This is a genomic window from Gloeothece verrucosa PCC 7822 (assembly GCF_000147335.1).
Classification (GTDB): Bacteria; Cyanobacteriota; Cyanobacteriia; order Cyanobacteriales; family Microcystaceae; genus Gloeothece; species Gloeothece verrucosa.
In genome coordinates this window covers 203,904-229,341 of record NC_014502.1, presented here as the reverse complement: position 1 = coordinate 229,341, position 25,438 = coordinate 203,904, and the positions used below count along the sequence as shown (strand labels likewise).

General features: G+C 38.3%; 24 protein-coding genes and 1 pseudogene. 18 read left to right on the top strand and 7 right to left on the bottom strand.

What is annotated here, in order from left to right:
• The first annotated feature begins 54 nt into the window (after positions 1–54).
• Together CYAN7822_RS33575 and CYAN7822_RS37275 are read left to right on the top strand one after the other, a co-directional pair.
• Positions 55–300: a hypothetical protein gene (locus CYAN7822_RS33575; RefSeq protein ID WP_041934402.1), complete on the top strand. Its 246-nt coding sequence runs from the start codon at positions 55–57 to the stop codon at positions 298–300.
• 328 nt (positions 301–628) lie between these two features.
• On the top strand, positions 629–1,693 hold the full coding sequence (locus tag CYAN7822_RS37275) for an RNB domain-containing ribonuclease (protein WP_013325697.1): 1,065 nt from the start codon (positions 629–631) through the stop codon (positions 1,691–1,693).
• 494 nt (positions 1,694–2,187) lie between these two features.
• Here the strand turns inward: CYAN7822_RS37275 and CYAN7822_RS33565 are convergent, their stop codons facing one another.
• Both CYAN7822_RS33565 and CYAN7822_RS33560 read right to left on the bottom strand, forming a co-directional pair.
• Positions 2,188–2,700, bottom strand: coding sequence for a carboxysome distribution maintenance protein McdB (locus tag CYAN7822_RS33565; RefSeq protein ID WP_013325696.1), 513 nt, complete (start codon positions 2,698–2,700; stop codon positions 2,188–2,190).
• Positions 2,701–2,702: 2 nt separating this feature from the next.
• Positions 2,703–3,476, bottom strand: a complete 774-nt coding sequence (locus CYAN7822_RS33560; protein WP_013325695.1) for a ParA family protein — start codon at positions 3,474–3,476, stop codon at positions 2,703–2,705.
• 204 nt (positions 3,477–3,680) lie between these two features.
• Here CYAN7822_RS33560 and CYAN7822_RS33555 point away from each other — a divergent pair, with 204 nt between their 5' ends.
• The 6 genes from CYAN7822_RS33555 (at position 3,681) to CYAN7822_RS33535 (ending at position 7,341) form a co-directional block, all read left to right on the top strand.
• A complete protein-coding gene (locus CYAN7822_RS33555) occupies positions 3,681–4,589 on the top strand; it encodes a bifunctional DNA primase/polymerase (protein ID WP_013325694.1) in 909 nt (302 codons plus the stop codon).
• A gap of 29 nt (positions 4,590–4,618) precedes the next feature.
• Positions 4,619–4,870 (top strand): hypothetical protein, encoded by a 252-nt coding sequence (locus tag CYAN7822_RS33550; RefSeq protein WP_157872063.1) that lies wholly within the window; start codon positions 4,619–4,621, stop codon positions 4,868–4,870.
• A gap of 284 nt (positions 4,871–5,154) precedes the next feature.
• Complete coding sequence (locus CYAN7822_RS33545; RefSeq protein ID WP_013325692.1) at positions 5,155–6,198, top strand: DNA methyltransferase family protein; 1,044 nt, start codon at positions 5,155–5,157, stop codon at positions 6,196–6,198.
• Between the two features lie 74 nt (positions 6,199–6,272).
• Complete coding sequence (locus CYAN7822_RS40025) at positions 6,273–6,539, top strand: ArdC-like ssDNA-binding domain-containing protein (protein ID WP_245602858.1); 267 nt, start codon at positions 6,273–6,275, stop codon at positions 6,537–6,539.
• On the top strand, positions 6,540–7,166 hold the full coding sequence (locus tag CYAN7822_RS40020; protein WP_342635728.1) for a zincin-like metallopeptidase domain-containing protein: 627 nt from the start codon (positions 6,540–6,542) through the stop codon (positions 7,164–7,166).
• Positions 7,153–7,341: a GIY-YIG nuclease family protein gene (locus CYAN7822_RS33535; RefSeq protein WP_013325691.1), complete on the top strand. Its 189-nt coding sequence runs from the start codon at positions 7,153–7,155 to the stop codon at positions 7,339–7,341. The genes CYAN7822_RS40020 and CYAN7822_RS33535 overlap by 14 nt, the downstream gene beginning before the upstream one ends.
• A gap of 706 nt (positions 7,342–8,047) precedes the next feature.
• On the opposite strand, the gene CYAN7822_RS33530 is transcribed toward CYAN7822_RS33535, so the two are convergent.
• Positions 8,048–8,731: a hypothetical protein gene (locus tag CYAN7822_RS33530; RefSeq protein WP_013325690.1), complete on the bottom strand. Its 684-nt coding sequence runs from the start codon at positions 8,729–8,731 to the stop codon at positions 8,048–8,050.
• A gap of 129 nt (positions 8,732–8,860) precedes the next feature.
• Here CYAN7822_RS33530 and CYAN7822_RS35210 point away from each other — a divergent pair, with 129 nt between their 5' ends.
• From CYAN7822_RS35210 to CYAN7822_RS38355, 7 genes are all read left to right on the top strand, one after another.
• On the top strand, positions 8,861–9,325 hold the full coding sequence (locus CYAN7822_RS35210) for a LexA family protein (protein WP_013325689.1): 465 nt from the start codon (positions 8,861–8,863) through the stop codon (positions 9,323–9,325).
• Positions 9,326–9,380: 55 nt separating this feature from the next.
• Positions 9,381–9,590, top strand: coding sequence for a hypothetical protein (locus CYAN7822_RS33520; protein WP_013325688.1), 210 nt, complete (start codon positions 9,381–9,383; stop codon positions 9,588–9,590).
• A gap of 193 nt (positions 9,591–9,783) precedes the next feature.
• Positions 9,784–10,206 (top strand): hypothetical protein, encoded by a 423-nt coding sequence (locus CYAN7822_RS33515; RefSeq protein ID WP_013325687.1) that lies wholly within the window; start codon positions 9,784–9,786, stop codon positions 10,204–10,206.
• A 45-nt stretch (positions 10,207–10,251) separates the two neighbouring features.
• The gene (locus CYAN7822_RS33510; RefSeq protein ID WP_013325686.1) at positions 10,252–10,476 is read left to right on the top strand and encodes a hypothetical protein; all 225 of its coding nucleotides are present in this window, start codon (positions 10,252–10,254) and stop codon (positions 10,474–10,476) included.
• Positions 10,473–10,754, top strand: coding sequence for a type II toxin-antitoxin system RelE/ParE family toxin (locus tag CYAN7822_RS33505; protein WP_013325685.1), 282 nt, complete (start codon positions 10,473–10,475; stop codon positions 10,752–10,754). Before CYAN7822_RS33510 ends, CYAN7822_RS33505 begins: the two co-directional genes overlap by 4 nt.
• A gap of 432 nt (positions 10,755–11,186) precedes the next feature.
• A complete protein-coding gene (locus CYAN7822_RS33500) occupies positions 11,187–11,480 on the top strand; it encodes a hypothetical protein (protein WP_013325684.1) in 294 nt (97 codons plus the stop codon).
• 429 nt (positions 11,481–11,909) lie between these two features.
• Complete coding sequence (locus tag CYAN7822_RS38355) at positions 11,910–12,071, top strand: hypothetical protein (protein WP_013325683.1); 162 nt, start codon at positions 11,910–11,912, stop codon at positions 12,069–12,071.
• 63 nt (positions 12,072–12,134) lie between these two features.
• On the opposite strand, the gene CYAN7822_RS33495 is transcribed toward CYAN7822_RS38355, so the two are convergent.
• Complete coding sequence (locus CYAN7822_RS33495; protein ID WP_013325682.1) at positions 12,135–12,878, bottom strand: PEP-CTERM sorting domain-containing protein; 744 nt, start codon at positions 12,876–12,878, stop codon at positions 12,135–12,137.
• A gap of 156 nt (positions 12,879–13,034) precedes the next feature.
• Here CYAN7822_RS33495 and CYAN7822_RS33490 point away from each other — a divergent pair, with 156 nt between their 5' ends.
• Positions 13,035–13,763: an HAD family hydrolase gene (locus CYAN7822_RS33490; RefSeq protein ID WP_013325681.1), complete on the top strand. Its 729-nt coding sequence runs from the start codon at positions 13,035–13,037 to the stop codon at positions 13,761–13,763.
• Here CYAN7822_RS33490 and CYAN7822_RS36625 read toward each other — a convergent pair.
• Entirely contained in the window at positions 13,705–13,917 is a 213-nt protein-coding gene (locus CYAN7822_RS36625) for a transposase (RefSeq protein WP_425365362.1), read from the bottom strand. The two genes, CYAN7822_RS33490 and CYAN7822_RS36625, sit on opposite strands and share 59 nt — an antisense overlap.
• A gap of 63 nt (positions 13,918–13,980) precedes the next feature.
• A complete protein-coding gene (locus CYAN7822_RS36620; RefSeq protein ID WP_013325680.1) occupies positions 13,981–15,069 on the bottom strand; it encodes an ISAs1 family transposase in 1,089 nt (362 codons plus the stop codon).
• A gap of 79 nt (positions 15,070–15,148) precedes the next feature.
• Between CYAN7822_RS36620 and CYAN7822_RS40680 the strand changes: the two are divergent.
• Positions 15,149–20,485: pseudogene (locus CYAN7822_RS40680) on the top strand (peptidoglycan DD-metalloendopeptidase family protein); the annotation flags it as partial.
• 516 nt (positions 20,486–21,001) lie between these two features.
• Positions 21,002–24,349: a beta strand repeat-containing protein gene (locus CYAN7822_RS40675; RefSeq protein ID WP_425365361.1), complete on the top strand. Its 3,348-nt coding sequence runs from the start codon at positions 21,002–21,004 to the stop codon at positions 24,347–24,349.
• Between the two features lie 44 nt (positions 24,350–24,393).
• On the opposite strand, the gene CYAN7822_RS33465 is transcribed toward CYAN7822_RS40675, so the two are convergent.
• Positions 24,394–24,618 (bottom strand): hypothetical protein, encoded by a 225-nt coding sequence (locus tag CYAN7822_RS33465; RefSeq protein WP_041934399.1) that lies wholly within the window; start codon positions 24,616–24,618, stop codon positions 24,394–24,396.
• Between the last annotated feature and the right edge of the window lie 820 nt (positions 24,619–25,438).

The window sequence follows — 25,438 nt, the reverse complement described above, 5'->3', positions numbered from 1 at the left end:
ACTATTCGGTTAACTCCAAAGAATTAAATTAGTAAACTTCAATCCCTAAAAACCATGTTTGACTTTAACCCTTTTTTAACTACCAAGCCCGAAGATTTAAACTATTGTTTTCTTGAGAAACATCATTATGCTGCGATTGAAGGAATTAAAACTAATTGCCAAACACAACAGGAAACGCCAGAAAAAATGTATTGGATTTGTGAAATAGTTAATGACAAACCCGCTTTGATGGTTTTAAACGGAAGCACGCTTCGGGGAAGCTTGGTATCTAGAAGATCTAATCAACGGGAGACTATTTAATCCTGAAATAGTCGGCGAATTTTTCTCTATAAATGATGGAACGCCTGGGAAATGGAACGGGTTAAAAGTTCCCCGGGAATCGATCAAAGAAGTTGTTAGAAAATTGGCAGAAATCTATAAAACTAAAATCCACTTTAAACGAGATATTGGCATCAATCCCGATGGGAATTGTTAATTTTTATTAACTCCAAAAAGGAGGCAAATTTAAAAAAGTTTCGATAAAATTAACAACAAGGAGGCGGGGGATTGAAGAGAAGGGGCAGTGCTTACCTGCCCTCTCTTAAATAACTGGATTAATTTTATAACTTAATTATACCGCGCAGTGAACATGAGACAATTCAGCCACCAAGTAATCGCCGAGTTAGAAACCTTAAAAGCTCCTTCAGTAAGTAAACGGGAACAGGTGTTAGGCTTTACCATAGATAGTGAAACATCTCTAGACTTAGACGATGCTATCTGGATAGAACCGATAAGAAACGGGGCGATAATTTGGGTTCATATTACGGATGTTACATCTATGGTTCCCTTTGGTGGTGCTATTGAGAAAGCCGCCATTGAGCGAGTTGAAACCCATTATCTACCACGTAAAGTAGACCCGATGTTACCCTCAGATTTAGCCACCAATAAACTTAGTCTATTGGAAAATAAGCTAAGACCAACAGTGACGATCAAGGTAACATTAGACAGTAATGCCAAAATAGTAAACACCGAAGTTTCCTTAACTCAGTTAACGAGTCTCAAGAAATTCTCATACACTGAGGCTGAGGCAATCCTCAATGAACCCTCTAATCCCTTCTACTGCCAGATTAGATATTGTGAGATGTGGGCACAGAAACTATACTGGAGACGCACTAATATTGGGGCTATTGGTGGAACATCGATATCAGGGTTATTCCTTGATGAGGAGGGGCGGCCATGCGAACTGAGGCAATATAAATCTCAACAACTCATCCAAGAATTTATGATTTTGGCCAATACCGCAATCGCCAATGCGGCCGCACAAAAACAGAGAGTATTAGAGTTACCATTACCTGGTCTTGATGAAACTAATACTGATGAACCCTTTTTCCCCTCTACTCAAGAATTAGACATCACGCAAGAAACAGTAAATAATACAACCCCTGAACCCATTGAAGATATCCCAGACATCCCAGGTGCTGACAACCCCATCTTATACCTTAATAATCAGTCGGCCATTCTGAAAATTCAACCTCCTACCTATCAATTTCGTGCGGTAAATGGGGGATGGGAATGTACTTCTAAAATGGTGTATCAAGATGAAACCATTACAGCCACAGAAGTTAAAACGAATAAAAAGGAAGATATTGGGGCGGCAGCCCTCTCTATATTGAAAAAACTCCATCAAATAGGTGCTTTTGCTGCCTCTATTTAAATCAATTTTAACTTAAAAATTTGTCTCTCCCAATAAGTTCTGCGTTGGGAAAACGGGAATGTTATTTGGAGAGATTTTGGGTTAAAGGGTAAAGGTAAAAACTCTCATAATATGGGAGCATCGCCTTAAAACTTAAATATTGTAATCTTTCCAGGGACTACTTAAATCGAGGTTAGCCTCTGGAAAGATTATATGATGAGAAACTTTATTTACTAAGGTGGTAAGGTTTCCTTTTTTTAGGTTATGTTCGGGAAAGTCTCGGTTTTATGAGGCTCTTTGAGCGAGTAAAATCATGGCTTTTTATCCTACATTTGCCGTAATTTTTTCGGGTTCTAAGGGAGAATGACGTAATAACATTAATTGATGTTCTTGTAAGGTTTCGATACCTACACCCTACACCCGATTTCAACCCTAAAATCAGTTGGTGCAAGATATGAGTTAACTCGTATCTCCCCTGACCTAAATTTGAGTAATACCGAGTTGAAGGAAAACATTTAGCTTTTAATTAGCTTTTTCAAGTTTTCTAATTGAGTTATCTGCCTTCTTAAAGTTCCTGCTTCTTTGCGTTTACTATATCTAGCTTTGGATTCTTTAATAATCTTTTTCTTCAAATCCTCTTTACTGGAAATAATAACCCAAGCGGCTTCTAAAAAAGTTTCAACAGTAATTTTGTTGGCTTGGCAGAACGCTGAAATTTCATCATCGATTGTTTCATCCAAAATAATGCCGCTTCTACGGCGAGTTTTGCCGTATGTTTCTAATTTTTGTTTGAGTTTAGTAATTGTAAGTTCATCCGACTCTACCTTCCCAGATTGAATGTTATTATCAGTTAAAAATTGGTTTGTAATCTCTGTATTATCTGTAGCCTCGGTAGTGTCCGTAGTTTCTGCGGACTCTTCGATAGTCTCAACAATGGGAGTAACAGCAGGTAATAGAGGATCAAACCTCTCTACGGTAGGTCGGTTTCTCTTTTGTTGTAATTTAGCCAATAAATTATTTTCTGACATCGTTAATTAATTAAACCTTTAATTAAGTCCACCAAAACATCAAAGGGATATTCCAAATCCCCAAAACCCATCTCGCTCAACAATTTGCCCTGATTGATAGCTTGCTTGTATCTCTCACTTTCCCTGATAGACGGGAGAATAAACTCTCGTCCTACCTCTTCCCCCATAGCGGTAACAGACAACTGACTCTCCTTAGATTGGGTTAATCCTATCCAGCGATCTCGGAAAGGTAGTACACCGAGCAGTTCAGCTTCAGAGACTTTAAGCTCATCGCGCATGGATTTCCACAAGTCGATAGACCTTACCAACGATCCATAGCCCTTTACGGTAGCTTCAGCCGGTATCAGCAAATAATCAGCAGCACCAACGATAGATAGACAGATCTGTGAGCGCTGTGGGGGAGCATCGATGAGACAAACCTTAAAGGTATCTTTGAGGACTTCCAAACGACGCTTGAGTAGAATAGCGGCAGCCCCACTACTGGCGAGGTATTCATTAGCAGCATCGAGGGCATCATCAGACGGAATGATATAGAGATTATCTTTTCCGTCAACGGGATAGATAGCCTCAGATAGTTCTACGGCTTTCTTGAGAAATTCTAATAAAGTCGGCTGCTGATCAACTTTGGCCTCTAAATAGGTAGTGAGATTATGCTGCGGGTCAGCATCCACAACTAAGGTTGGCCAACCTTCTTTTGCTAAGCGCTTACCCAAAAACAGGGCACAAGTGGTTTTACCCTGCCCACCACTGAGGGACACAATTGCTAAAGTAAGCATTTGTTGTAATGATGAATTACTTAAATATACTTTAGCCTAATTGTGTACTTAAGTAAACCAATAATTAAATAAAAGCTAAATTTAGTAAATTAACAAAAGTTAAATTTAGCAATTTAACTTTTTAGTAATTATTACCTAAGCATGATCAATCAATGACCTTGGAGTAGCTTCGCTATTCCTTTGAAACTAATTTCGATGTGTTTAATGTATGCTGTAACCATTCCTGAACCTCAATCGTTCATCCACTATCTTTCCATCCTCCCTCCTCATTGGCCTCTCATTCCCGTAAACCGCAACAAACAACCCATAGGACACCAATGGCAAAATCATCCCGTCACCCGTGACAACTTAATCAAAAATTTTAATCAAAGGGGTTATATAATCGTCCTCAACAAATATCATCAACCCTATCCCATCCGTCCCCCTGGTGTGGGTATCTTATTAGGGCAAAATTCAAAGGAATTTCTAATCGCCCTGGACGTTGATGGATACTCGGCGAGAGCCTATCTCCAAGAACTAATACCTCATCTACCTCGAACAGTAGCATTCACCTCTGGTCGTCCTGGGCGTTGTCAGTATTTATTTAAGCTGCCTCCTGGTCATAGTATCAAACCATTCAAGAGGATAACAGGACCAGGAGAAGCCTTAGAGATTCGTGCAACCGGTCAGCAATCGGTTTTGCCGCCATCCCCGCATCCAGTAACTGGCCAGTATTTTTGGCTCGGGGGTTGTCGTCCTGATGAAATTGAGGTGGCGATCATACCAGAACAAATAATAGATCTTGCCCAATCCCCGAAACGGACAAAAAAGATTCAGCCCATTACAAAAGCTCCCTTGATAAGGGAAGTACGACATGATAGAGCAACCACCATAGAAGCGGCTAAGTCGGCACTATCATTAATTCATCCCAATTTTGCTGATGACTATGATAGTTGGATTCGCATCGGCATGAGTCTTCATTTTATATCGTTTTCTCTGCTAGATGACTGGGATAGATGGAGCCAATTATCAGCTAAATATCAACCCGGCGAATGTTACTATAAATGGGCATCATTCAAGGGTTCAGGGGTAAGTGATCGTACACTTTGGTATTACGTAAAACTCTCCAAATGAATAACATGGATAAAAAAAGAAAACCCAAAATGATTAATTTCAATCTCCAAAAAGAAACTGATGAACAAAAAATTCTCAAATTTTTTGCCAATCGATTAATACAAGTTGCCAATGATCCTCAAGTAATTTGGGAAATTACCAAAAATGACAACAACCCTATAAAACTGGATGAGCAGGAATTAAAACAAGTTCTAGAATTATTGAAAGAAAAACTAAAAAATCAAGAATTATCTCCTCAAATATATGATCAAATAATAGCGGCGATTGAGAGGAATCCTTGAAGCCGCGTTGCGGCTCCTGATGTGCAATTTATTTATAAAAAAAGTCAGCACATCAAATGATTTTCGACTCTAACCTCAGCCGATTTCTATTTTACCTATCCTCCCGTTCCTTTTAAAGCCATCAGTTAAACGAAAAAAACTGATGGCTATTTTTATATAACACTCCAAATTTTTGGGGTCAGAATTTAAGGATTTCTTGATTAATCTCATAATCTCCGAACATTTGAGTTATCTAATATAGCTCAAATGATTTTTGCCTTCTATCTAGAATAACAGAATCAATTATGTATCAACTATCGCTCTTTGATTTAATTCCCGATTCCAATTATAAACCCTCAAGCACTGTCAATGTCCCAAAAATCAATAAATTAAGGAAATTAGCTGATAATCTACAGCGTAAAATTGATGACAAATTAAACCCTGCAATCGCATCTCAACGAGTAACCCGACGCAGGGCTAATATAGTAGCATCAATGAGACAGGATGGGTTAAAACTTCAGGGTATCCAAGGTTATCTATATGCTATTGCTGATGATTTAGAAGAAGGCATATTACCCAACATTTTAAGTAATATTAGCACCATCGCTCAAGTAGAGGTTTTATGGTCATTCGGGAATGAAAAATGGAATCAAAAAAATCTTGAGAATGTTTTCTCGGATGATTGGTACATAGATTATCGCCGACGATTGATACAAGCCAATATTACCAATATCAATCAATTAAATAGTGCGATTGCAGCATTAAAGGAATTATCGCCATCGGTTAAAGAAGACCCTATAGCCGTACAAATCAGGCAACTTGAACATAGCCTAATAGGGTATGATATTCCTGGTTATTTCCCGACTCCTGATAATATTTGTAAGCAAATGGTACAGTTAGCTTGTCTTGAACCCCAAATGAAAGTATGGGAACCTGGGGCTGGTAATGGACAAATTGTTGAAACAATAAAAGAATCTGTTGATGTCGATTTAACTGTATCCGAAATTAACCCAACCCTTAGACAAATACTAACATTAAAAGGGTTCAATGTAATTGCGGCTGATTGCTTTACGGTTAAAGAAAAATTTAACCGTATTTTGATGAATCCGCCTTTCTCAGGGGAAGAAATAAAACATATTTATCACGCCTATTCCTGTTTAAAAGATGACGGACGACTAATAAGCATTGTACCAGAATCAATAACATTTCGTAAAAACAAAATATATCAAGAGTTCAGAGAGTGGCTTGATGATAAATGTGTTTTCAATGAGGCTTTGCCAAAGGGAAGTTTTCTTAATAGTAGCAGGTCAACTGGAGTAAGTACAAGAATTTTAGTGATTCAAAAGTAATTTAACTTTTGAATCAGGCTTAATTTATTAATCCTCACCTTCGAGGATAAATTTTGTTATTTGATGGAGGTAACATGGTTACAGCAACGGCTACAGATAAAAACCAATTAATAACCGATAAGCTCATTACTTTAATTGAAAAGGGAGTCACCCCCTGGTCACAGCCTTGGTATAGCAGTCCGTTTCAGAACTTTTTGACTAAGCATATCTATCGCGGGATTAATCCTATTTTATGCCAAATCGATTTAGTCATCAACAACTGGGAATATCCATTTTTTATTACTTTTCAACAAGCTAAAGAACTCAACTGGCTAATTAAAAAAGGTAGTAAGGCAACTTAGATTAAATGGGGTGGCACTTATGCCAAAGAAGTAGAAGATCCCGACACGAGAGAGACAAAAAAAGAATACAGAAATAGTTGTCGATGGTTTTCAGTTTTCAATGTCGCTTGTCTTGATGATACCAAAAGCGATCGCAAGATAACTGAATACCTTAAACTGTTAACTCCAGTTAAAGCTAACGACTTTAATCCCATTCCACAAGTTGAGAGTTTCATCAGCACCCTTGAAATAGAAACAGTATTCGGGGGACCTGTAGCTTGTTATGTTCCCACCCTAGATACTATCAGATTACCTAATTGTTCTGACTTTTTATCGACAGAGGGATTTTATTCGACCTATTTACATGAAATAGTCCACAGTACGGGTCATCACTCTAGATGCGATCGACATCTTAATAATAACAAAGGTTCATCAGACTATGCTTTTGAAGAGTTAATCGCTGACTTAGGTAGTGCTTTTTTATGCAATCATTTTGCTATTAATTATAGCCTGGAAGCCCATGCTTCTTATTTAGATTCCTGGCTTTCTGTTTTAAGAGGCGACAAAACGGCATTTCTCAAGGCAGCACAGAAAGCTAATCAAGCTTTTAATTATCTAGTAGGAGATACAGTTTATGATGAACAATAAGGTCTATCTACTGCATTATAAATCTCCCATTGGTAATTTATCAAATCCCAAAGGACAAGCACAACATTATCTAGGATTCACGACAGACCTAGAAACTCGATTAACCGACCATCAATTAGGGAAAGGAGCTAAGATTACGGCTGCATTCGCTTTAAAAAAATACCGTTTAATTTAGTACGACTTTGGGACGGGGATAGGTCTATTGAATATTATTTAAAGCGCAATCACAATCGTCGATATCTCTGTCCAGTCTGCTACAAAAATGCTCACAGAAGAGGTAACAGGAAAGGTAAGACTCCTTTGGATAATCAATTATTCCCTATTTCTATTAGTTAGCCAAATAATAGCGTAGTGAGTGCCGTTCGCATAAAGAAAGTGTAGTTAGTTTAAAACAGATGTCATTTACCTATTACCCCAAAATTTGAGGCTGCTTTCCTATTTCATTATCTAGAAAGCCAAGGAAACATTAATCAATTAACGTTACCAGATTCCGATTTTACCTACAAGCGATCGCGTTTAAACCAATTCATTAATGTAATTAACGAGGCAATACCCCTTATAAATTCCGCAAATATTTTCCACGTTCATTTATGGGGTATTAGCTGGACTTTACCTTTGATTTATTTATTAATCTTATGCGAACACGAAGTGTCGCTGCGCGTTCGCTATAATATCAAAGTAACCACTGATTCTAGTAGCAGCTTAACACCCTTTTATAAAGCTAAAACTTCGCAAGATGCACTAAATAGAGGTGCATTATCGACAGATTGGCCGATAAATGTAGCACTACAGCCAACAAAATTAGCCACTTTGAGACAGTCTTCACTTTATCTAAAATTATCATCGTTATCTCCTTCAAAGCAGCTAAATTTGTTTAAGTTTTACCAATATTCATCGTCATAAATATTTTCTCGTTTAATCGCTTCATGACTAAGAGGCGGCCCTGGGTGAACTTGACCGGCAGCCCATTCCCGCAAAGCTCTTGACCATTCTTCGTGTGTGGCCGTTTCGTAAAATTTAGGTTCTAGGTCTAATTTCTCTAAATCAGCCAAAATAACTACTGTATTAGCCAAATCAATTAAATTCTTGATAATGGATAACTCTAATTTAGTTGTTCTTGAGCTATTGTTTGAAAAAGCTATTTTCCAGGTATTTTTTATAGTTTTAAGGCGATGGGAATTGAAAAAAATCTCGAATCTGGAAGAATTTCCGACGACTCTTTTACTAAGTTGCCAAAGAAGGCGAAAAATTAATTTAGATGAGGGATCAACATTACTTTTTTTAAGCTTTTCCAAATATTCAAGAATTTCATGGCTAAACCTCGCCATATTTCTTTTGTTAAAAAACTCAAACTCTATCCAATATTTTTCGACAAATTCTTTAAATTTTATCAAGAAGACATTGATGAAATTTAAATCTCTAACTTGCTCGGCGTTAGCTTTAATTCCCTCAAATAAAATGATTTCTATGACTGTATAATCATCACGAAGGTTCAAATAATATTTGCTCCAGTTAATTTCGTCGCTTAACGGATTATAACGGACATGGTAATTTTTTGAAGTCATTTTTAAGCTCTCTACTTTTTTAAAGCTTTTTGATGTAACTGTTGAGTTTGTAATCATTATTCTATTTATTATAAACCTAGAAATGATGATCCTCAAATTTCAATTTAATTATAAAATTAAGCAAAATTTATGAAAAAGAAATTATATCCACAGCAGAACGAAGTTTATCAATTTTTGATTGAATATATCGATAAATATCAGCATTCTCCCAGTCGCCAGGAGATAGCACAAAAATTTCAAAAGCACGTCTCTACCATCAAAGAACATTTGAGGGTTCTGAAGCAAAAAGGCTATATTGACTGGGAACAAGGTGGGAAAAGAAATATTATCATTGTTGGGCAACCTCAAAAGAAATGCCCTCCCATTCCTAACAATTTTTGGACAAATGTTGATGAGAAAGATTATCAGCTATACTTTTTTATTAGGAATTACATAAGTCAACATCAACAATCACCAACGATTAAAGAAATGATGGAAGGGCTAGGGTTAAAATCCACCAGCACAATCGAAGGTAGTTTAAAGCGATTGAGAGAAAAAGGTTACATTGACTGGCTTGATAATAAGCGACGTTCTTTGAGAATTTTAGAAAAATAAAAGCCTTGCAAATTTGTTACTTTTTTGTTTCTTTTTTAACACGGAGAATGAAGCCATGACTACAACAGATGCAATTTTTAAACAGCTATTGATTGAGGCAGCCGGACAAAAACAGTTACTTTCTTTTAACCAAAAGCTGGTGGGGATGCTGGCTCTTAAGATTAAAACTGAGATGCCACATTTAACTGATGAAGAGTGTGGTCAAGAAGCCAAACAAACTTTGTTAAAACTCCTAAAAGAGGTTGAGGCAGACTTAAAGACTTAACAAGATTTATTTATGGGTTCAGCCGATTTTCATTTTCTAGAAACTCTCAGGCGTTGTAACTGCTGCCCGCTCAATATTAAAATGTATGGGGGAAGTAGTAACTACTCCCCTTATCCCAGTTAAAAATGACACCATTCTTGTTCTAAAGCATTTACAATAAATAAGCAACTCCATTTTTTGAAAAAGCTTTTTAATGACCAACACTCCCATAAGAATAATCCGCAAACAGTCGAATGCCACTAACTCCACACCCGCCCCAACCGACACATCATCTCTTACTGGTTTTAGTACAGAGCTTGAACCCCCAACAGGTAGCGATAGCACTCCAGAAATAGATACAGATGAGCTAGACCTCTCTCAAATCAAACTCCCTCCAGATTTTATTGCCAAACTAGAAGTTGAAACAGCAGCTAACTTGGTTGCACCACCGGCATCCGTACCAATTGCTGTTGCTAAAGGAGGAGGCAACCCGTTAAATGAAATTAAAGCGGATTTTTTACTTGATGAATATCAAGAATTTAGTGACGAAGAATTCTGGGACGTTGATAGCGATTTGAAGTTCGATCTCAAAGATTTATCGTCGGATTACGTAGATTTTCTGCTCAGTTATGAATAATTAAGGCTAGAATATTTGTTTTATTATTTAACAGGAGTTTTAATAATGATTAGCTCACTTTTTCAAGATATTATCGAATCAATTGAAAATCTTTCTATTGAAGACCAAGATTATTTGTTTGATTTAATCTACAAAAGAAGGATTGAGAAACGCCGGGCTGAAATCGCTAAAAATGGGGAAGAACTTTTAAATTCTCTGCAAAATGGGACAGCTAAAAAAGGGACTGCTCAAGAGATAAAAGCTTATTTGTTAGAGGATGAAGAAGAATGAAATTAGTAATTGATAATAAGTTTAAAAGAGCTTTTAAACGATTAATTAAAAAAAATCCTCAACTACAAACAAAAATCTTAAGCATACTAGATTTACTAGAAGTAGATCCCTTTACGTCTTCTTTAAAATCTCATAAGTTAACAGGGGAGTTAGATGGGTATTGGTCATGTTCTGTCAGTTATGATTGTCGGATTATTTTTAAGTTATCTCAAGATCCTGAATCTGAAGAAGTTTTAATCTTGCTTGTTGATATTGGAACTCATGATGAGGTTTACTAATTATTCTCTTTTTTTATTTAATAGGATTTTTGATTATGAGTAGTGAATAGGTCGTTATCTAATAATTATTGATATTGTTGACATTAACAACCCTTTCCTTACCCCTCCCCCCAAGCCGCCAAGGAAGTGTTGAGTGACCTCATATCTTGCAGGTAGAGAATTTTGAGATTTTAACCCAAACTTTTCAGGAGAGCCGGGAATATTTGACAAGTACGTACACCCTTCCCCATTGGGGTGCTACTACCAATAGAACTTTTTTGGGATTTGTTGCCAATAAACCTTATGAACTTTAGTTTTACTGGTAAACTTGAGAAAACGTAACAAATTGTTAAGAAAAGTTCTACTCAAAAAAATTTACGGTAAACGGCTTTGAGTCTCACGTTGACTCTTAAAGCCTATTGGCTACCCAAAAGTCCGTCAAAATAAACAACCATGAAAAATCAAGATTTAAAAGAAAGAACCCAAAAAATAATAGAATCTCTCCCACTAGAAAAGCAACTTGGACTTGAATCGGCAACCCGAGTTCTGATTGGTCTTGAACGTGAGGAACTAGAAGCGACCATCATCCACCTTATGGCTCGTGAAGAGGCTTACAGACAGAGGATTTCACAACTAAAGGCCAAATTAGCCCAGAACCCAATAACGAGAGAAAGTTTGGCCAAGGAAGATACGGAAATGATGAAGAAGAGAGAAACAATCCCGAATACTGAGCGATTCTCGCTTTGAGTGAGAAATTAGGGTGTGTTGAGTTGGTGATTATCAATATATTCTTTTAAAAGTTTGAGCCAAGGGGAGAAGCCCCCTTGGTTCGGTTTCTGTATAATTCGTTCAAAATATAAGTAGTTTGCTTTATTAATTCCCATATAATACCGATTAATCGATTTTAAATCTCTCCAAAGGCTTAATGCTGAGGTTGGTCAGGCAGCAAGTTCAAATGTATTATTAAAGACGGGGGCGCGTATTGGCGCGTGTTGCTGACTTAAAATCTTGACGGAGCATTTATAGAAAACAATCATCTAACTGGCTTTCTTTGGGTAAATTTACGGAATTAATGAGTCAACAATTGTAGATCAATTCAGTAGAAAGCACGATTTTCTCAGTAATTATTCTCGCTACCCTAAAAATAGATCCAAGACCGACACGGAGAAAATAATCATGAAAGCTCCCGCACTAACATTATTCGTTCAATCGAGCCTTTCTTTAATTGGATTTATGTTTCTGTTCAGTCTATTGGGGGCATTCATGAATCCCCAACAACCCTCGATCAAAACTTCTTTATCGTCGTCCCCCACGACGGTGTTAGCTCAACATTTATAATATTGGTATCATCCGCGTAAAATCTATTTAATGAGTGTCTCGTCTAATTTTTGCTCATTTACATTATTTTAAGGCTTTTTGAGAGCGCAGCCGCTTAAACCAAACACCCAAAGAAACAGCCGTGCAGACACCCGCTAAGGTCAGTGGTTCAGGTACTACCGCCAATTGGGCCGTAAAATTCGTGTAATAAACCGAGGTAGTTCCCTCATAACCGGAGTCTGTGCCGAAGTACAACCACGCACTGCCGGTATTATCAGTGCGAAATGTGAAAAGTCCTCCGACGTTACTGCGCTCGATTAAAGCGTAGTCAAACTTCCCATCATCAGGCTTGGCAACGTCTCCAAGGACAACAGCATCTCGACCCCCCTGAGCTTGATTTCCCTTATCCACATTCAGGAGTAAAAAATTACTCGAAGGAGCTAACATAGCGATTGGTTCGGTGGTGGTTGCACCCGCTTTAAGATAAACACTATTAGCCGGGCTGCCACCTATGCCAATACTCCCATCCGGCGCGTCACTGGCCAGTTCAACATTAAAAGTAACCTGATAGGTGGTAGAGGGAGTTAAACCGCTCACTTGGTTACGGAAATACATGAACAGGTCATCACTATGATTGTTACCTGTGATCCATAAAGCTTGATTATTTACTAGGGGACTTGGAAGCGGACGCAAGCTAAAATTCAACTCATAAAAAGTTTCTTCGCCACTTGGATAATCCGCGAAACCTCCTTGCCAACCCGCAGCGCCTTCGGCAAAATTCCAAGAAAAGACGACTGAAGAAGTTTGATTAAAAAACGACGAACTCATAGAGCCAGATCAAATATAACTATTAATAATTGCTAGTTTAACAGCAAGCTCGTCAAAAAAATTTCGCTCCTTCGGATGAGGCGGACATAAATTTTTTAGGGATTAAATATATTGAGGCGGCTACACCCTTCAATTTCGGTTTGGGAGAAAAAACTGATGAGCATTAAAGGCGTGCTTTTAGATGTAGATGGGACACTGGTAGACAGCAATGATGCACACGCCAAAGCTTGGGTTGAAGCATTTAAAAAGTTTGCTTACGATATAAGCTTTGAGGAGGTTAGACCTTTAATCGGGATGGGTGGCGACAAAGTAATTTCTCAACTTGTGCCAGGGTTAACCGACTCAGAGGGCGTAGGCAAAGAGATATCTTCTTTCCGCCAGCAGTTGATCGTTAACCAATACGGAAAGAAATTAAGTCCTACACCAGGGGCACGTCAACTCTTATTAAAAATGCTATCACTCGGACTTAAATTAATCGTTGCCAGTTCAGCCAAAAATGAGGAACTTTCAGTATTATTAAAATCAGCCGGCATTGAAGATCTCTTACCCGAAGCGACGACATCGAGTGATGTTGATAATTCTAAACCTGAGCCTGATATCGTACAAGCGGCAAGAGATAAAATTAATCTGCCACAGTCGCAAGTTATAATGTTAGGGGACACACCTTATGATATCGAAGCCGCATCAAGAGCCGGTGTTAGTATTATCGCTTTACGTTGTGGAGGATTCAGTGACTCCCAACTTGAAGGCGCTGTAGCTATTTATGATGACCCGGCTCAGTTATTGGAACAATATGAAACATCAGAGACTGTTTGTAAAGAAAATATTAAGCAGTCTGGGGCAATTTTTCCTGAGCTAATCGTTTTAACATCAAATGAACCATAGCTATATAAATAAAACATTCACTGGTTTCAGGAAATTTTTCGTAATCTACCACTAAGCGGCGTTTTTTGAGCAACCATGCAAACGTTCTTTCAACTACCCATCTTCTAGCTAATAATTGAAATCCTTTGCCTTCTCTTTTCATGACTTCAACAATTGCGTTTGATAAGTTTTCTACTCCTTTTTGAAACCTAGTTCCTTGATAACCTTGATCACAGGGCTATTTCATTCTAAAAAGTGCCAAAATATGCTTCAGTCCATAACCACAATATCTCTGTGCTTTGGCCATGTTAGTAAATCCGGCTCCTCGGTAGAGATTGATGGCCAAATTTCTGGTAATTGCCCATAAAGAAGGAAGAAAACCACTTCGGGTTCGAGAACGATCTTCTCCAAAAGTAACATCTCTGATATAATGAACACGATTTTCTACTCCCCAATATCCTCTAATTCTTTCGGCAAATTGAGAAGCTGATTCTCGTAAATCTGAAATATAATAACAAGTCTCTCTTTCTATTTTATTCCTGAGTTTTCTTTCTCTTTGAATTTTAATAATTGTACTGGCATTTGTCCAATTTGAGGCAATATGTTTCCCGACTTTACTAATTTCTACTGTCCGTTTTTCAGTTCGTCCATGCCCCTTATTAACTTGTGTGAAAGTTTCAGTAGGTAAAAATTGAGCTTGAATTCCATCATAAAGAGTAGGCTGGTTTCCTTTGACTGCTGCAATATAATGGTTTCCGGTTTTGACAATGGTTTCAACAGTTTTTTTTTGAGTATTCATCGAATCAAAAGCAAAAACCATCCCAAATAAGGCTAAATCTTTAATTAATTCTGGTAAGGCGGTAATTTCATTACTGCCAAATTCTACCTGTAATGGGGGCAAAATTAAGCCCTTTTCTACTACATAAGCAGTTACTAAGATGACCGCAGGGTGAGGTTCGCTCGTCGGATTATTTTCTTGTACTATATAAGAGCCTTTGAGAGTTTTCCCATCCAAGCTCACGGTCTCTCCAGGTTCAGGAATTACTCCAAAGAACTGACTTAATCTAGTTGCATAGTCAACATAGTCGACCTTTAGAAGCACACGGCGAATGGTACTATATGAAGGAAGACTCTCAACTTCAAAGAGTTGCCTTAATTCTTGGCTGTAAGACTTCAGCCAGTCTCCTATCGCTTCAAAACCTTGATTTCCTGCCGCTATAGCTAAGGTGAACAGAGCCAGGCACAATGATAAGGAGTGTCTCTTACCTTGCCCACGCCGCTCATCAGGCATTCCCTCAAACGCTTGAAGAATAGCTATTTCAGACATTTATTTTCTTTGTTCTTATTTTACCATACATATCCTACCATCTAGAATGAAATAGCCCTGCCCCTCTACCCCTTCTGTTATATCGACTTTTAATACTCCTGGTAGTGCCAGAAGAGTAACAGGAATTGGAAACTACGCTTATGTAGCCGATGGTTCTTTAGGGCTTCAAATTATTGATATTTCTAATCCTCTCACACCAACTCTATCGGGAAGTTATGATACTTCAGGTTTTGCTCATGGGCTAACCGTTGTTGATAATTATGTTTATGTGGCTGATTCGGGAGCCGGATTACAAATTATCGATATCAGCAACCCTAATGCACCATTTCTTAAGGGAACTGTTGATACGTTTGGCAGTGCGCGAGAAGTAAAAATTTTGGGAAATTATGCCTATGTTGCTGATGAGAATGCAGGATTGGCAATTATTGATATTTCTAATAAAACAACTCCCCGTCTAGTAGGAACTTATAATACTCCTGGTAGTGCTTTTGATTTAGAAATTGTCGGTAACTTAGCTTATATTGCTGATGAAACAGCAGGACTACAAATTATTGATATTTCTAATAAAACTGCCCCAACCCTTGTAGGAAGTTACGATACATCGGGAGATACTCAAGAAATAACAGTCGTAGGAGACTATGCTTTTTTAGCGGATGGAAAATCGGGAGTACAAATTATTAATATTTCTAATCCAACAGCCCCAATACTAGAAGCTAGTTACAAGACTCCTAACTCTTCTAACTCTATAAAAGTCGTAGGAAATTTAGTTTATATTGCGAATGATGGGCAAGGATTACAAATTTTTGATGTCAGTGAGTTTGTTGGTTCTGCCCCAAAAGATATTATTTTAAGTAATAATGCTGTAGCTGAAAATCAACCAATAGGAACGGTAGTTGGTTCATTTAATCCTGATGGGGATAATGTCTTTACCTATAGCCTTGTTACAGGCACAGGAGCCGAAGATAATGCCCTATTTACTATTCAAGGAAATCAACTTAAAACAAATAGCATCTTTGATTATGAACAGAAAAAAAGTTATAGCATTCGGGTTAAAACTACCGACAGTAAAGGGTTATCTTATGAAAAACAACTGACTATCAAAATTGATGATATTGGTGGAATTACTTTTAAGGGAACTTATAATACTCCTGGGTCGGCTCAAAAACTAAAAATTAATGGGAATTATGCTTACGTTGGTGATTGGCAATCGGGATTACAAGTTATCGATATTAGTAACCCTAACAATCCTATTCTTAAAGCCAATCTTGATACTTCTGGAGAGTCAAAAGGAGTAGCTATTGCCGGCAAATATGCTTATGTAGCCGATGGAAAATCGGGACTACAAATCATCGATATTAGTAATCCTCTTTCCCCTATTCTGTTAGGAACTTATGATACACCTGATGCCGCTTTAGATGTTAAAGTGGTTGGAAATTTAGCTTATGTCGCTGATAATGGGTCAGGATTACAAATCATTGATATATCTAATCCGAGTTCTCCCTTTTTAGTGGGGAGTTATGACACTCCGGGTTGGAGTCTTGGAGTAACAATATTAGGAAATGTGGCTTATATTGCGGATTGGAGCGTTGGGCTACAAATTCTCGATATTACTAAGCCTAGCGCTCCCATTTTAAAGAAAACTTTTAATAATTATACTCATCATATTAGAAGCCTAACTATAGATGGCAATAACGCTTATGTTGCTAATTGGGATTTTGGAGTCCAAATTCTTGATATTACCAATCCTTTTTCACCAGTTCTTAAAGCCAACTATGGGACTCCCAGTTATGTTGATGAGTTAGCGGTAAAGGATAATTATCTTTATGTTACCGATAGAGAAAGCGGATTACAAATTCTTGATATTTCTAATCCTTCCTCTCCTGTTCTTAAGGCAATTTATGATACACCTGGATGGGCTTTTGGGGTCAGTGTGAGTAATAATAAGATTTACGTTGCTGATGATCAGTCTGGACTACAAATATTAGAACTTAATCCCAATGAATGGAGTAATCAAACCCCAACAGATATAACTCTCAGCAATAATAGCATCGCGGAAAATCAAGCGGTAGGTACGATTATCGGCACATTTAATACTACTGATACTGACCCTAATTATACCTTTGGTTATAGCTTAGTTCCAGGTGTCGGAGATACAGATAATGCCAGCTTTGCTGTTGACGGAAATCAACTTAAAACGAATAAAATCTTAGATTACGAAAGCAAAACAAGTTACAGCATTCGAGTTAGAACTACTAGACAAGGAGGGTTATCTTATGAAGAACAATTTTCGATTAATTTAACTAATTTATCAGACCTTTCTCTTAAAGGAAGTTATGATACTCCGGGTCATGCTTGGGATGTCAAAGTGGTGGGCAATTTGGCTTATATTGCTGATCATACTTCTGGATTACAAATTCTTGATATCACTAATCCGGCTTCTCCCACTCTCAAAGGAACTTATGATACTCCTCATTTAGCTAACGAAATCGCGATCTCAGATAATTATGCTTATGTTGCCGATTGGGATTCAGGATTACACATTATTGATATCACTAATTCTGCTGCTCCCACTCTCAAAGGAACTTATAAAACTCCCGGGGCGGCTTTGGCAATCACCGTAGTCGGTCAGATTGCTTATGTTGGTTCTCATTCGTCAGGGCTAGAAATTCTTGATATTAGCAATAAAACTGCCCCGGTTAAGATAGGAACTTACACGGTTTCTAACACTAAAGCTGTAACAGTAGTTAATAATTTAGCTTATCTGGTTAATGATGGGTTAGGGTTACACATTGTTGATATCACTAATCCGACTTCTCCCGTTTTGAAAGGAACTTATAACGCTCCGAGTTATGCTAAAGGGTTGCAAGTCATCGGTAACTACGCTTATGTTGTAGACCAATTTTTCGGATTACAAATTATTGATGTTACTAATCCAGCTTCTCCGGTATTAGTTGGAAGTTATGATACTCCGGGTTATGCAAACGGCATACAAGTAGTGGGAAATTTAGCCTTTATTGCTGATGATTGGTCAGGGTTACAAGTTATTGATATTTCTAATCAAACTGCACCCACTCTTAAGGCTACTTATGATACGCCTTATACGGCTCAATCAGTATCAGTGGTAGGTTCAAATGCTTATGTGGCTGATGCTTGGTCAGGATTACAAATTATCGATGTTAGTTCGGTTATTAATTCTTCTCAACTCAAAACTGTTGTTGGTAATAATTCAGTAACAACAACTCCATCTGTTGCCACTACTAGCGGCATTAATCAGACTAACATTAATTCAAATGATGCCATAACTTCTAGCCTTCAAACCACTACTTTGCCTAATAATGCTTCTAATGCTTCTATCGTACCTACAAATGCTTCAGTAACATCTGCAACTACAACAGCTACAAGCCCTTCTGGCGACTATCAAATTGATTCTTTACTATATGAGAATAAAGATCAATGGAAATTAACTTGGGGTAATAAAAAGCTAACTTACAGTTTTTACTCAGAAGAAATCTTTGATCATGCTTATTATGACAGTGAAATACCCGGAAAAGTGAGTGAACAGGTCAAAAATAATGTTAGAAAGATTTTCAACTGGTTAGAAAATGTCATTGATATCGATTTTGTAGAAGTCACTGAAACTCCAAATAATTATGGACGTATCCGTTTTATGAACTCAATATCTGGGCGGCCAGATCTTAGCCCAAGTTGGGCGGGTTATGCTTCTAAACCATTTTCTGATTATTTAATTGACAACCGTGCCGGTGACGTTTTTCTTAATCCCGTTTTTTATCCTTTAGAAGGAGCGAATAATTTTGAGAATTCTCAAATAGTTGTTGGAAATGGTCTTTATGGTGTTTTAATTCATGAACTTGGACACGCTTTAGGATTAAAACATCCTCATGAAGGAAATGTTACTTTATCTCCTGATAAAATTCATAGTGATAATACACTGATGGCAAGTTATGGAGGAAGTTTATCACCCGCAACTTTCATGAGCTATGATCTCAAAACCCTACAATATCTCTACGGAGCTAAACAATACAACGAAACCAACACCACCTATCAATTTTCGGCTAGGACTGATAAATTCTCAGTTAATGGACAAACCTTTTTAGAAAGCCCCTATCAACTTAAACAACTACTTTGGGATAGCGGCGGCTCAGATACTTTTGATTTTTCTAACTTAACTCCTAATACTTCAGGCTATCATTTAGACTTAACTCCAGGGGGAATATTAACCCCTCAAAGCGACTACAAGGCTGCCACTTATACGGTTAATGGAATCACTTATTATACCTCAAATTATGGAACAGTCATTGCTTACAATGTTTTAATCGAAAATGTCATTAACTCTAGCAGCAATGATGAAATTTTTGCCAATAGTGCCGCCAATACATTTAAAGGTTATAGTCCCACTCGTCAAACCGGAAATGATATCTACTGGAATACTGATAGTAATGACACCTTAGATTTATCAGCTTATTATAGCTCTGACGTGACTCAAACCAAAAACGGAAACGATTTACTGATAAAATTAGCTCAAAATGGAACAATTACCGTTAAAAATTATTATCAAGGTAATCCTATTAATCTTCTCCTAAACACCTTACCTAAGCCAAGCTTATCTATTAACGATGTCACCGTTGTAGAAGGAAATAATGGCATTACTAAAGCTATATTTACCGTTAGTTTATCAAGTCCTAGCACCTCTTTAGTTACAGTTGATTTTAATATTGCCGATGGCACAGCACTTGCCGGCTTAGATTATGTTGCTAAACCTGGAACCTTAACTTTTAATCCAGGGGTATCTAGTCAAACTATAACTGCATACGTTTATGGGGATAAACTTACTGAAGAAAATGAAACCTTTTTTATTAACTTAACTAATCCTACTAACGCAACTATTAGTGATAGTCAAGGAATTGGGATTATTAATAATGATAATGATTCATCTAAAACAGGAGGATTATTGGTTTCCCCCATCGGTGGAATTCCCTATGTTGATTGGACGATTGTCAATTACGTTGACCTCGATTCAAGTTCAGGAATTATCGATTATCGTGGCGGAAAATATACGGGTGATGGACATAATGGAATAGATTACGGAATAGCTGGTAGCTTTGCAGGTATGGATAAAGGCATTTCCGTTAATGCAGCAGCAGCCGGCACAGTGATTTTTGTACATGATGGGGAGTATGATCGCTATTTTGGAGATAATACAGGGCCATTGGATAAATCTAATAGCATTGTCATTGATCATGGTAATAATATCAGAACTGCCTATGGACACCTTAAGAAAGACTCTATTACTGTAAAGGTCGGCGATACAGTAGTGGCAGGTCAGCCGATGGGGCAGGTTGGCAGTTCGGGTTATTCAACCGGACCTCATCTTCACTTTGTCGTCTATGAAAATGGCCAGCCTGTAGAAACATATTTAAATCCTGAACGTTGGTGGGCTACTTCAGTACCTTATGCCGATGACGTTTTTGGCTCTTTGGCTCAAGGTATTACAAATTATGTTCCCACTCAAGCAGAATTTTATAATCGTCCAACAGATCACAAAGTTTTCTTTCAAAATGAGGGTGCAGGGCAAAAAGCCTACTTTTGGTCAAATCTTTTTGGCACCGACACCGGCGACAATCTCGATTTTTACTTCTACCGACCAAACGGGAATTTATATTCACAAATACATTGGGATGCAACAAAATACTCTTTCGGATGGAGAATGGCGGGAATAAACTTACCTAATGTGCCAGATCTTGGGGAGTGGCAAATAGATCTCCGCTTGAATGGAACAACCTTGGCCAAAGATTCCTTTACTGTTGTCGAGACCAATGATTCTCTTCCTGTTATTACTCTTGCTGTTAATCCTTCCTCTGTAACAGAAGACGGGACAACTAACCTAGTCTATACTTTCAGCCGCACAGGTTTAATGACTAATTCCCTTACGGTTAATTATACAGTTGGAGGAATTGCAGTCTTTAATAGTGATTATACTTCCTCTGGTGTGGCAAGTTTTGGGGTTGGTTTAGGAACAGTTACGTTTGCTCCTGGTGCATCTACGGCTACAGTCATTATAGACCCAATTCCAGATCAAGCGATTGAAACTAACGAAACAGTTGCTTTAACTCTAAGTAGTTCAGTTAACTATCTAATTGGGACAACCACAGCAGTAATAGGGACAATTAATAATGATGATAATGCCCTTCCTAGCATAACCCTTGCTGTTAATCCTACCTCAGTCAATGAAGACGGAACTACTAATTTAATTTATACCTTTACTCGTACAGGTTCAACCGCCAATGCTTTAACAGTTAACTTTGGTGTGGGAGGTACTGCTACCTGGAACAGTGATTATACTTCCTCCGGTGCGGCGAGTTTTACCTCTACTAGCGGAACAGTCACTTTTGCCGCTAATTCATCCACAGCTACGGTAACCATAGATCCCACCTCTGATACAACCATTGAAACCAATGAAACCGTTGCCTTAACCCTCAGTAGTTCAGCTAATTATACTGTAGGAACAACAAGCGCAGTGACAGGAACCATTCTTAATGATGATAATCCCCTTCCTAGCATAACCCTTGCTGTTAATCCTACCTCAGTCAATGAAGACGGAACGACTAATTTAATTTATACCTTTACTCGTACAGGTTCAACCGCCAATGCTTTAACAGTTAACTTTGGTGTAGGAGGTAGTGCTACCTTTAACAGTGATTATACTTCCTCCGGTGCGGCGAGTTTTACCTCTACTAGCGGAACAGTCACTTTTGCCGCCAATTCATCTACAGCTACGCTAACCATAGATCCCACCTCTGATACAACCATTGAAACCAATGAAACCGTTGCTTTAACCCTCAGTAGTTCAGCTAATTATACTGTAGGAACAACAAGCGCAGTAACAGGAACAATTATTAATGATGATGTTAGTCTTCCTACCATTACTCTTGCTGTTAGTCCAAGTTCAGTCAATGAAGACGGAACGACTAATTTAATTTATACCTTTACTCGTACAGGTTCAACCGAAGGCGCTTTAAGCGTTAACTTTGGTGTGGGAGGTAGTGCTACCTTTAACAGTGATTATACTTCCTCCGGTGCGGCGAGTTTTACCTCTACTAGCGGAACAGTCACTTTTGCCGCCAATTCATCTACAGCTACGCTAACCATAGATCCCACCTCTGATACAACCATTGAAAGCGATGAAACCGTTGCTTTAACCCTCAGTAGTTCAGCCAATTATACTGTAGGAACAACAAGCGCAGTAACAGGAACAATTATTAATGATGATGTTCTTCCCACTATTACCCTTGCCGTTAGTCCTACCTCAGTCAATGAAGACGGAACTACTAACTTAATTTATACCTTTACCCGTACAGGTTCAACCGAAGGCGCTTTAAGCGTTAACTTTGGTGTGGGAGGTAGTGCTACCTTTAACAATGATTATACTTCCTCCGGTGCGGCGAGTTTTTCAGCTACGACAGGAAGTATTACCTTTGCGGCTAATAATAATCAAGCATCCCTAACTCTTAATCCCACAGGTGATACTACTGTTGAATCCCATGAAACGGTTAGCATTACTCTTTTAGATAACACAGCCTATATTAAAGGTACAACGGCGGCGGTTATCGCTACCATTAACAATGATGATGGAGACAATAACAATAACGAACTTATCGGCGGGCCCGGGGCCGACGATCTTGACGGCCAATTGGGAAATGATACGATGATTGGTGGCGATGGTAATGATACTTATACCGTCGATAGTAGCGGCGATTTGATTGTTGAAAATCCTAACGCCGGCACCGATACCGTTAAAACTTACCTTAGCTATATCCTAGGAGAAAATCTTGAATATTTAACCTTACTTGGCATAAGCAACCTTAACGCAACCGGTAACAATCTTAATAACAGCTTGACTGGCAATAATGGTAATAATATTCTGACGGATTTTCAAGGAAACGATACCCTCGATGGAAAAGGAGGAGACGATACCTTAATCGGTGGTGTTGGAAATGATGTTTACATAGTTGATAGCATTCAGGATATCATTACTGAAAATACCGATGAAGGGACTGATAGTGTTAACGCTTCGGTTAGCTATACAATAAGTGCTAATCTCGAAAAATTAACTTTAACCGGTACCGGCAACATTGACGGGGTAGGTAATAATCTTAATAATACTATCACGGGCAATAGTGGTAATAACACTCTAATAGGTTATGAAGGTAATGATAGCCTTGATGGGAAGGGGGGCAATGATACGTTAATCGGCGGCTTAGGGAATGATGTTTACACCGTTGATAGTATCGATGATGCCATTACCGAAAACTTGGCCGAAGGGACTGACAGTGTTAACACTTCGGTTAGCTATACCTTAAGTGCTAATCTCGAAAAATTAACTTTAACCGGTACCGGCAACCTTGAAGGTATAGGAAATAGTCTTGATAATACTCTCACCGGCAATAGTGGTAATAATACTTTAAAGGGAAATGAAGGCAATGATAGCCTTGATGGGAAAGCGGGTAGCGATACTCTTGTTGGCGGAAGCGGAAATGATGTTTACACCGTCGATCATATCAATGATGTCATTACTGAAAATCTGGCCGAAGGAACTGATAGCGTTAACGCTTCGGTTAGCTTTACCCTTGGGGATAATTTAGAAAATCTTACCCTCACGGGTAGTAGTAATCTCACAGGAACCGGCAACAGTAGTAATAATACTTTGACTGGTAACACAGGAGCTAATATTTTATCGGCAGGAGGCGGTAATGATAGTGTTAATGGCGGTAATGGTGACGACACCCTCTACGGAGGGGACGGAAATGATACGATGATTGGTGGTGCGGGTAATGATGTTTTCGACGGGGGAAACGGTGATGATAGACTTACCGGTGGGGCAGGTTCTGATTCGTTCACAGGCGGCGGCGGCGTTAATACATTCGTGATTAATCCTTTAACTGATTCCTTATTAGCTAATTTTGACCGTATCGGCGATCTTAAGATTGGTGTAGACTTGATTGATGGTTCTGGTGCTGTAGGAGCCGCATCAGTGATGAAGTTAGGAGAAGTCACCCAATTAAGTGAAGCCGCCATCGCATCGGTATTTAATTCCACTAACTTCGTTAAAAACGGAGCCGCTATTTTTACTTTTGTCGAAGGAACCACCACGCGCACTTTCCTGGCTCTTAATAATGGTACAGCCGGCTTTAGTGCCAGCACTGATGCAATTATTGAGATTACAGGTTACACCGGTGACTTAACTAATTTAGCTATTATTTAGCTACAGTCTGAACTTCTTTGACTATTTGAACAATATAAAGTTTTTTAAACTTTGTCGGACTTTTCTAGAGCTAACTCCCAAGAAATTTCCGCGACAAGTCTCTTAAATTCAGCTTTGGTCAACCAATATCTGCTATAAATATCGGCTCTCAATAGCAATTGAGCAAAAACCGATTTTTGTTGTAAACAGTCCTTGATCGCCATTCTGGCTTCTTGATGACGTTCAGCTTTCAACTGAGCTATTTTTTGTTGCCGAGTTAATTTGTCCATAATCAAAAAACAACAATTAACTTAGACTTGACAATTATAACAATTATTTCTGATTTCAGGACAGTTATTGCTCCTATTGACATCAAACAACTCAAAAATTTAACTCACCCCCCAAACGAGTCAAAAGTGTTGACAAAGCCTGTAACCCTTTTCAGCTAAGTGTTATACAATTTCAACACAGGAGCTTGTTAAACTGTTGTTGAAGACTTGTTGAAAAGGTGTTTATGAATTGTTGAATAAGCTGTAAAGGATGTATATCAGGACTTATAGCCATTCTTTAACCCCTTTGCGATACACCCTGTAGAGGGGGGGGTTCGCCGATCTATTCACAAAACTTAACAATTAAGTTAATGATAATATCTCTCATTTGTACATTGTAAAATTATTGTCCAATTTTGTAGAATTGTTGTCTGCTTCCCAATACTTAAAAATGGTCAGTAAGCTTATTGCTTCTGGCACGTGAGCAATTTGACCCAAAAGTGGCTCTGACAAAAAGTCTTTGCTTTCAAAGTTTTTTCTCGTTTTGTACAATTAGTGTCCAAGAAAGTTAAAAATGTCCGCGCTGCGCTGCAAAGTCTGTCGTCAAGACATTACTGCGCGAACGCGCAGCGACACGAAGGGTTCGCAGAGGCGGCTACCCTTTGTTTGACTCTTGAAGTGCAACTCAATTCTTGATTAATCGAGCCATAACATTTCTATTTCAGTGATAATCGTCTTTCAATTTCATCTTTTTAAATTTTTATGCCTGTAGCTTGCTTTGCGCTTTGCGCTGCTTCAGTCACCAAAAAAAGCGATCGCTCTCGCTTCTGTGATAATTAAA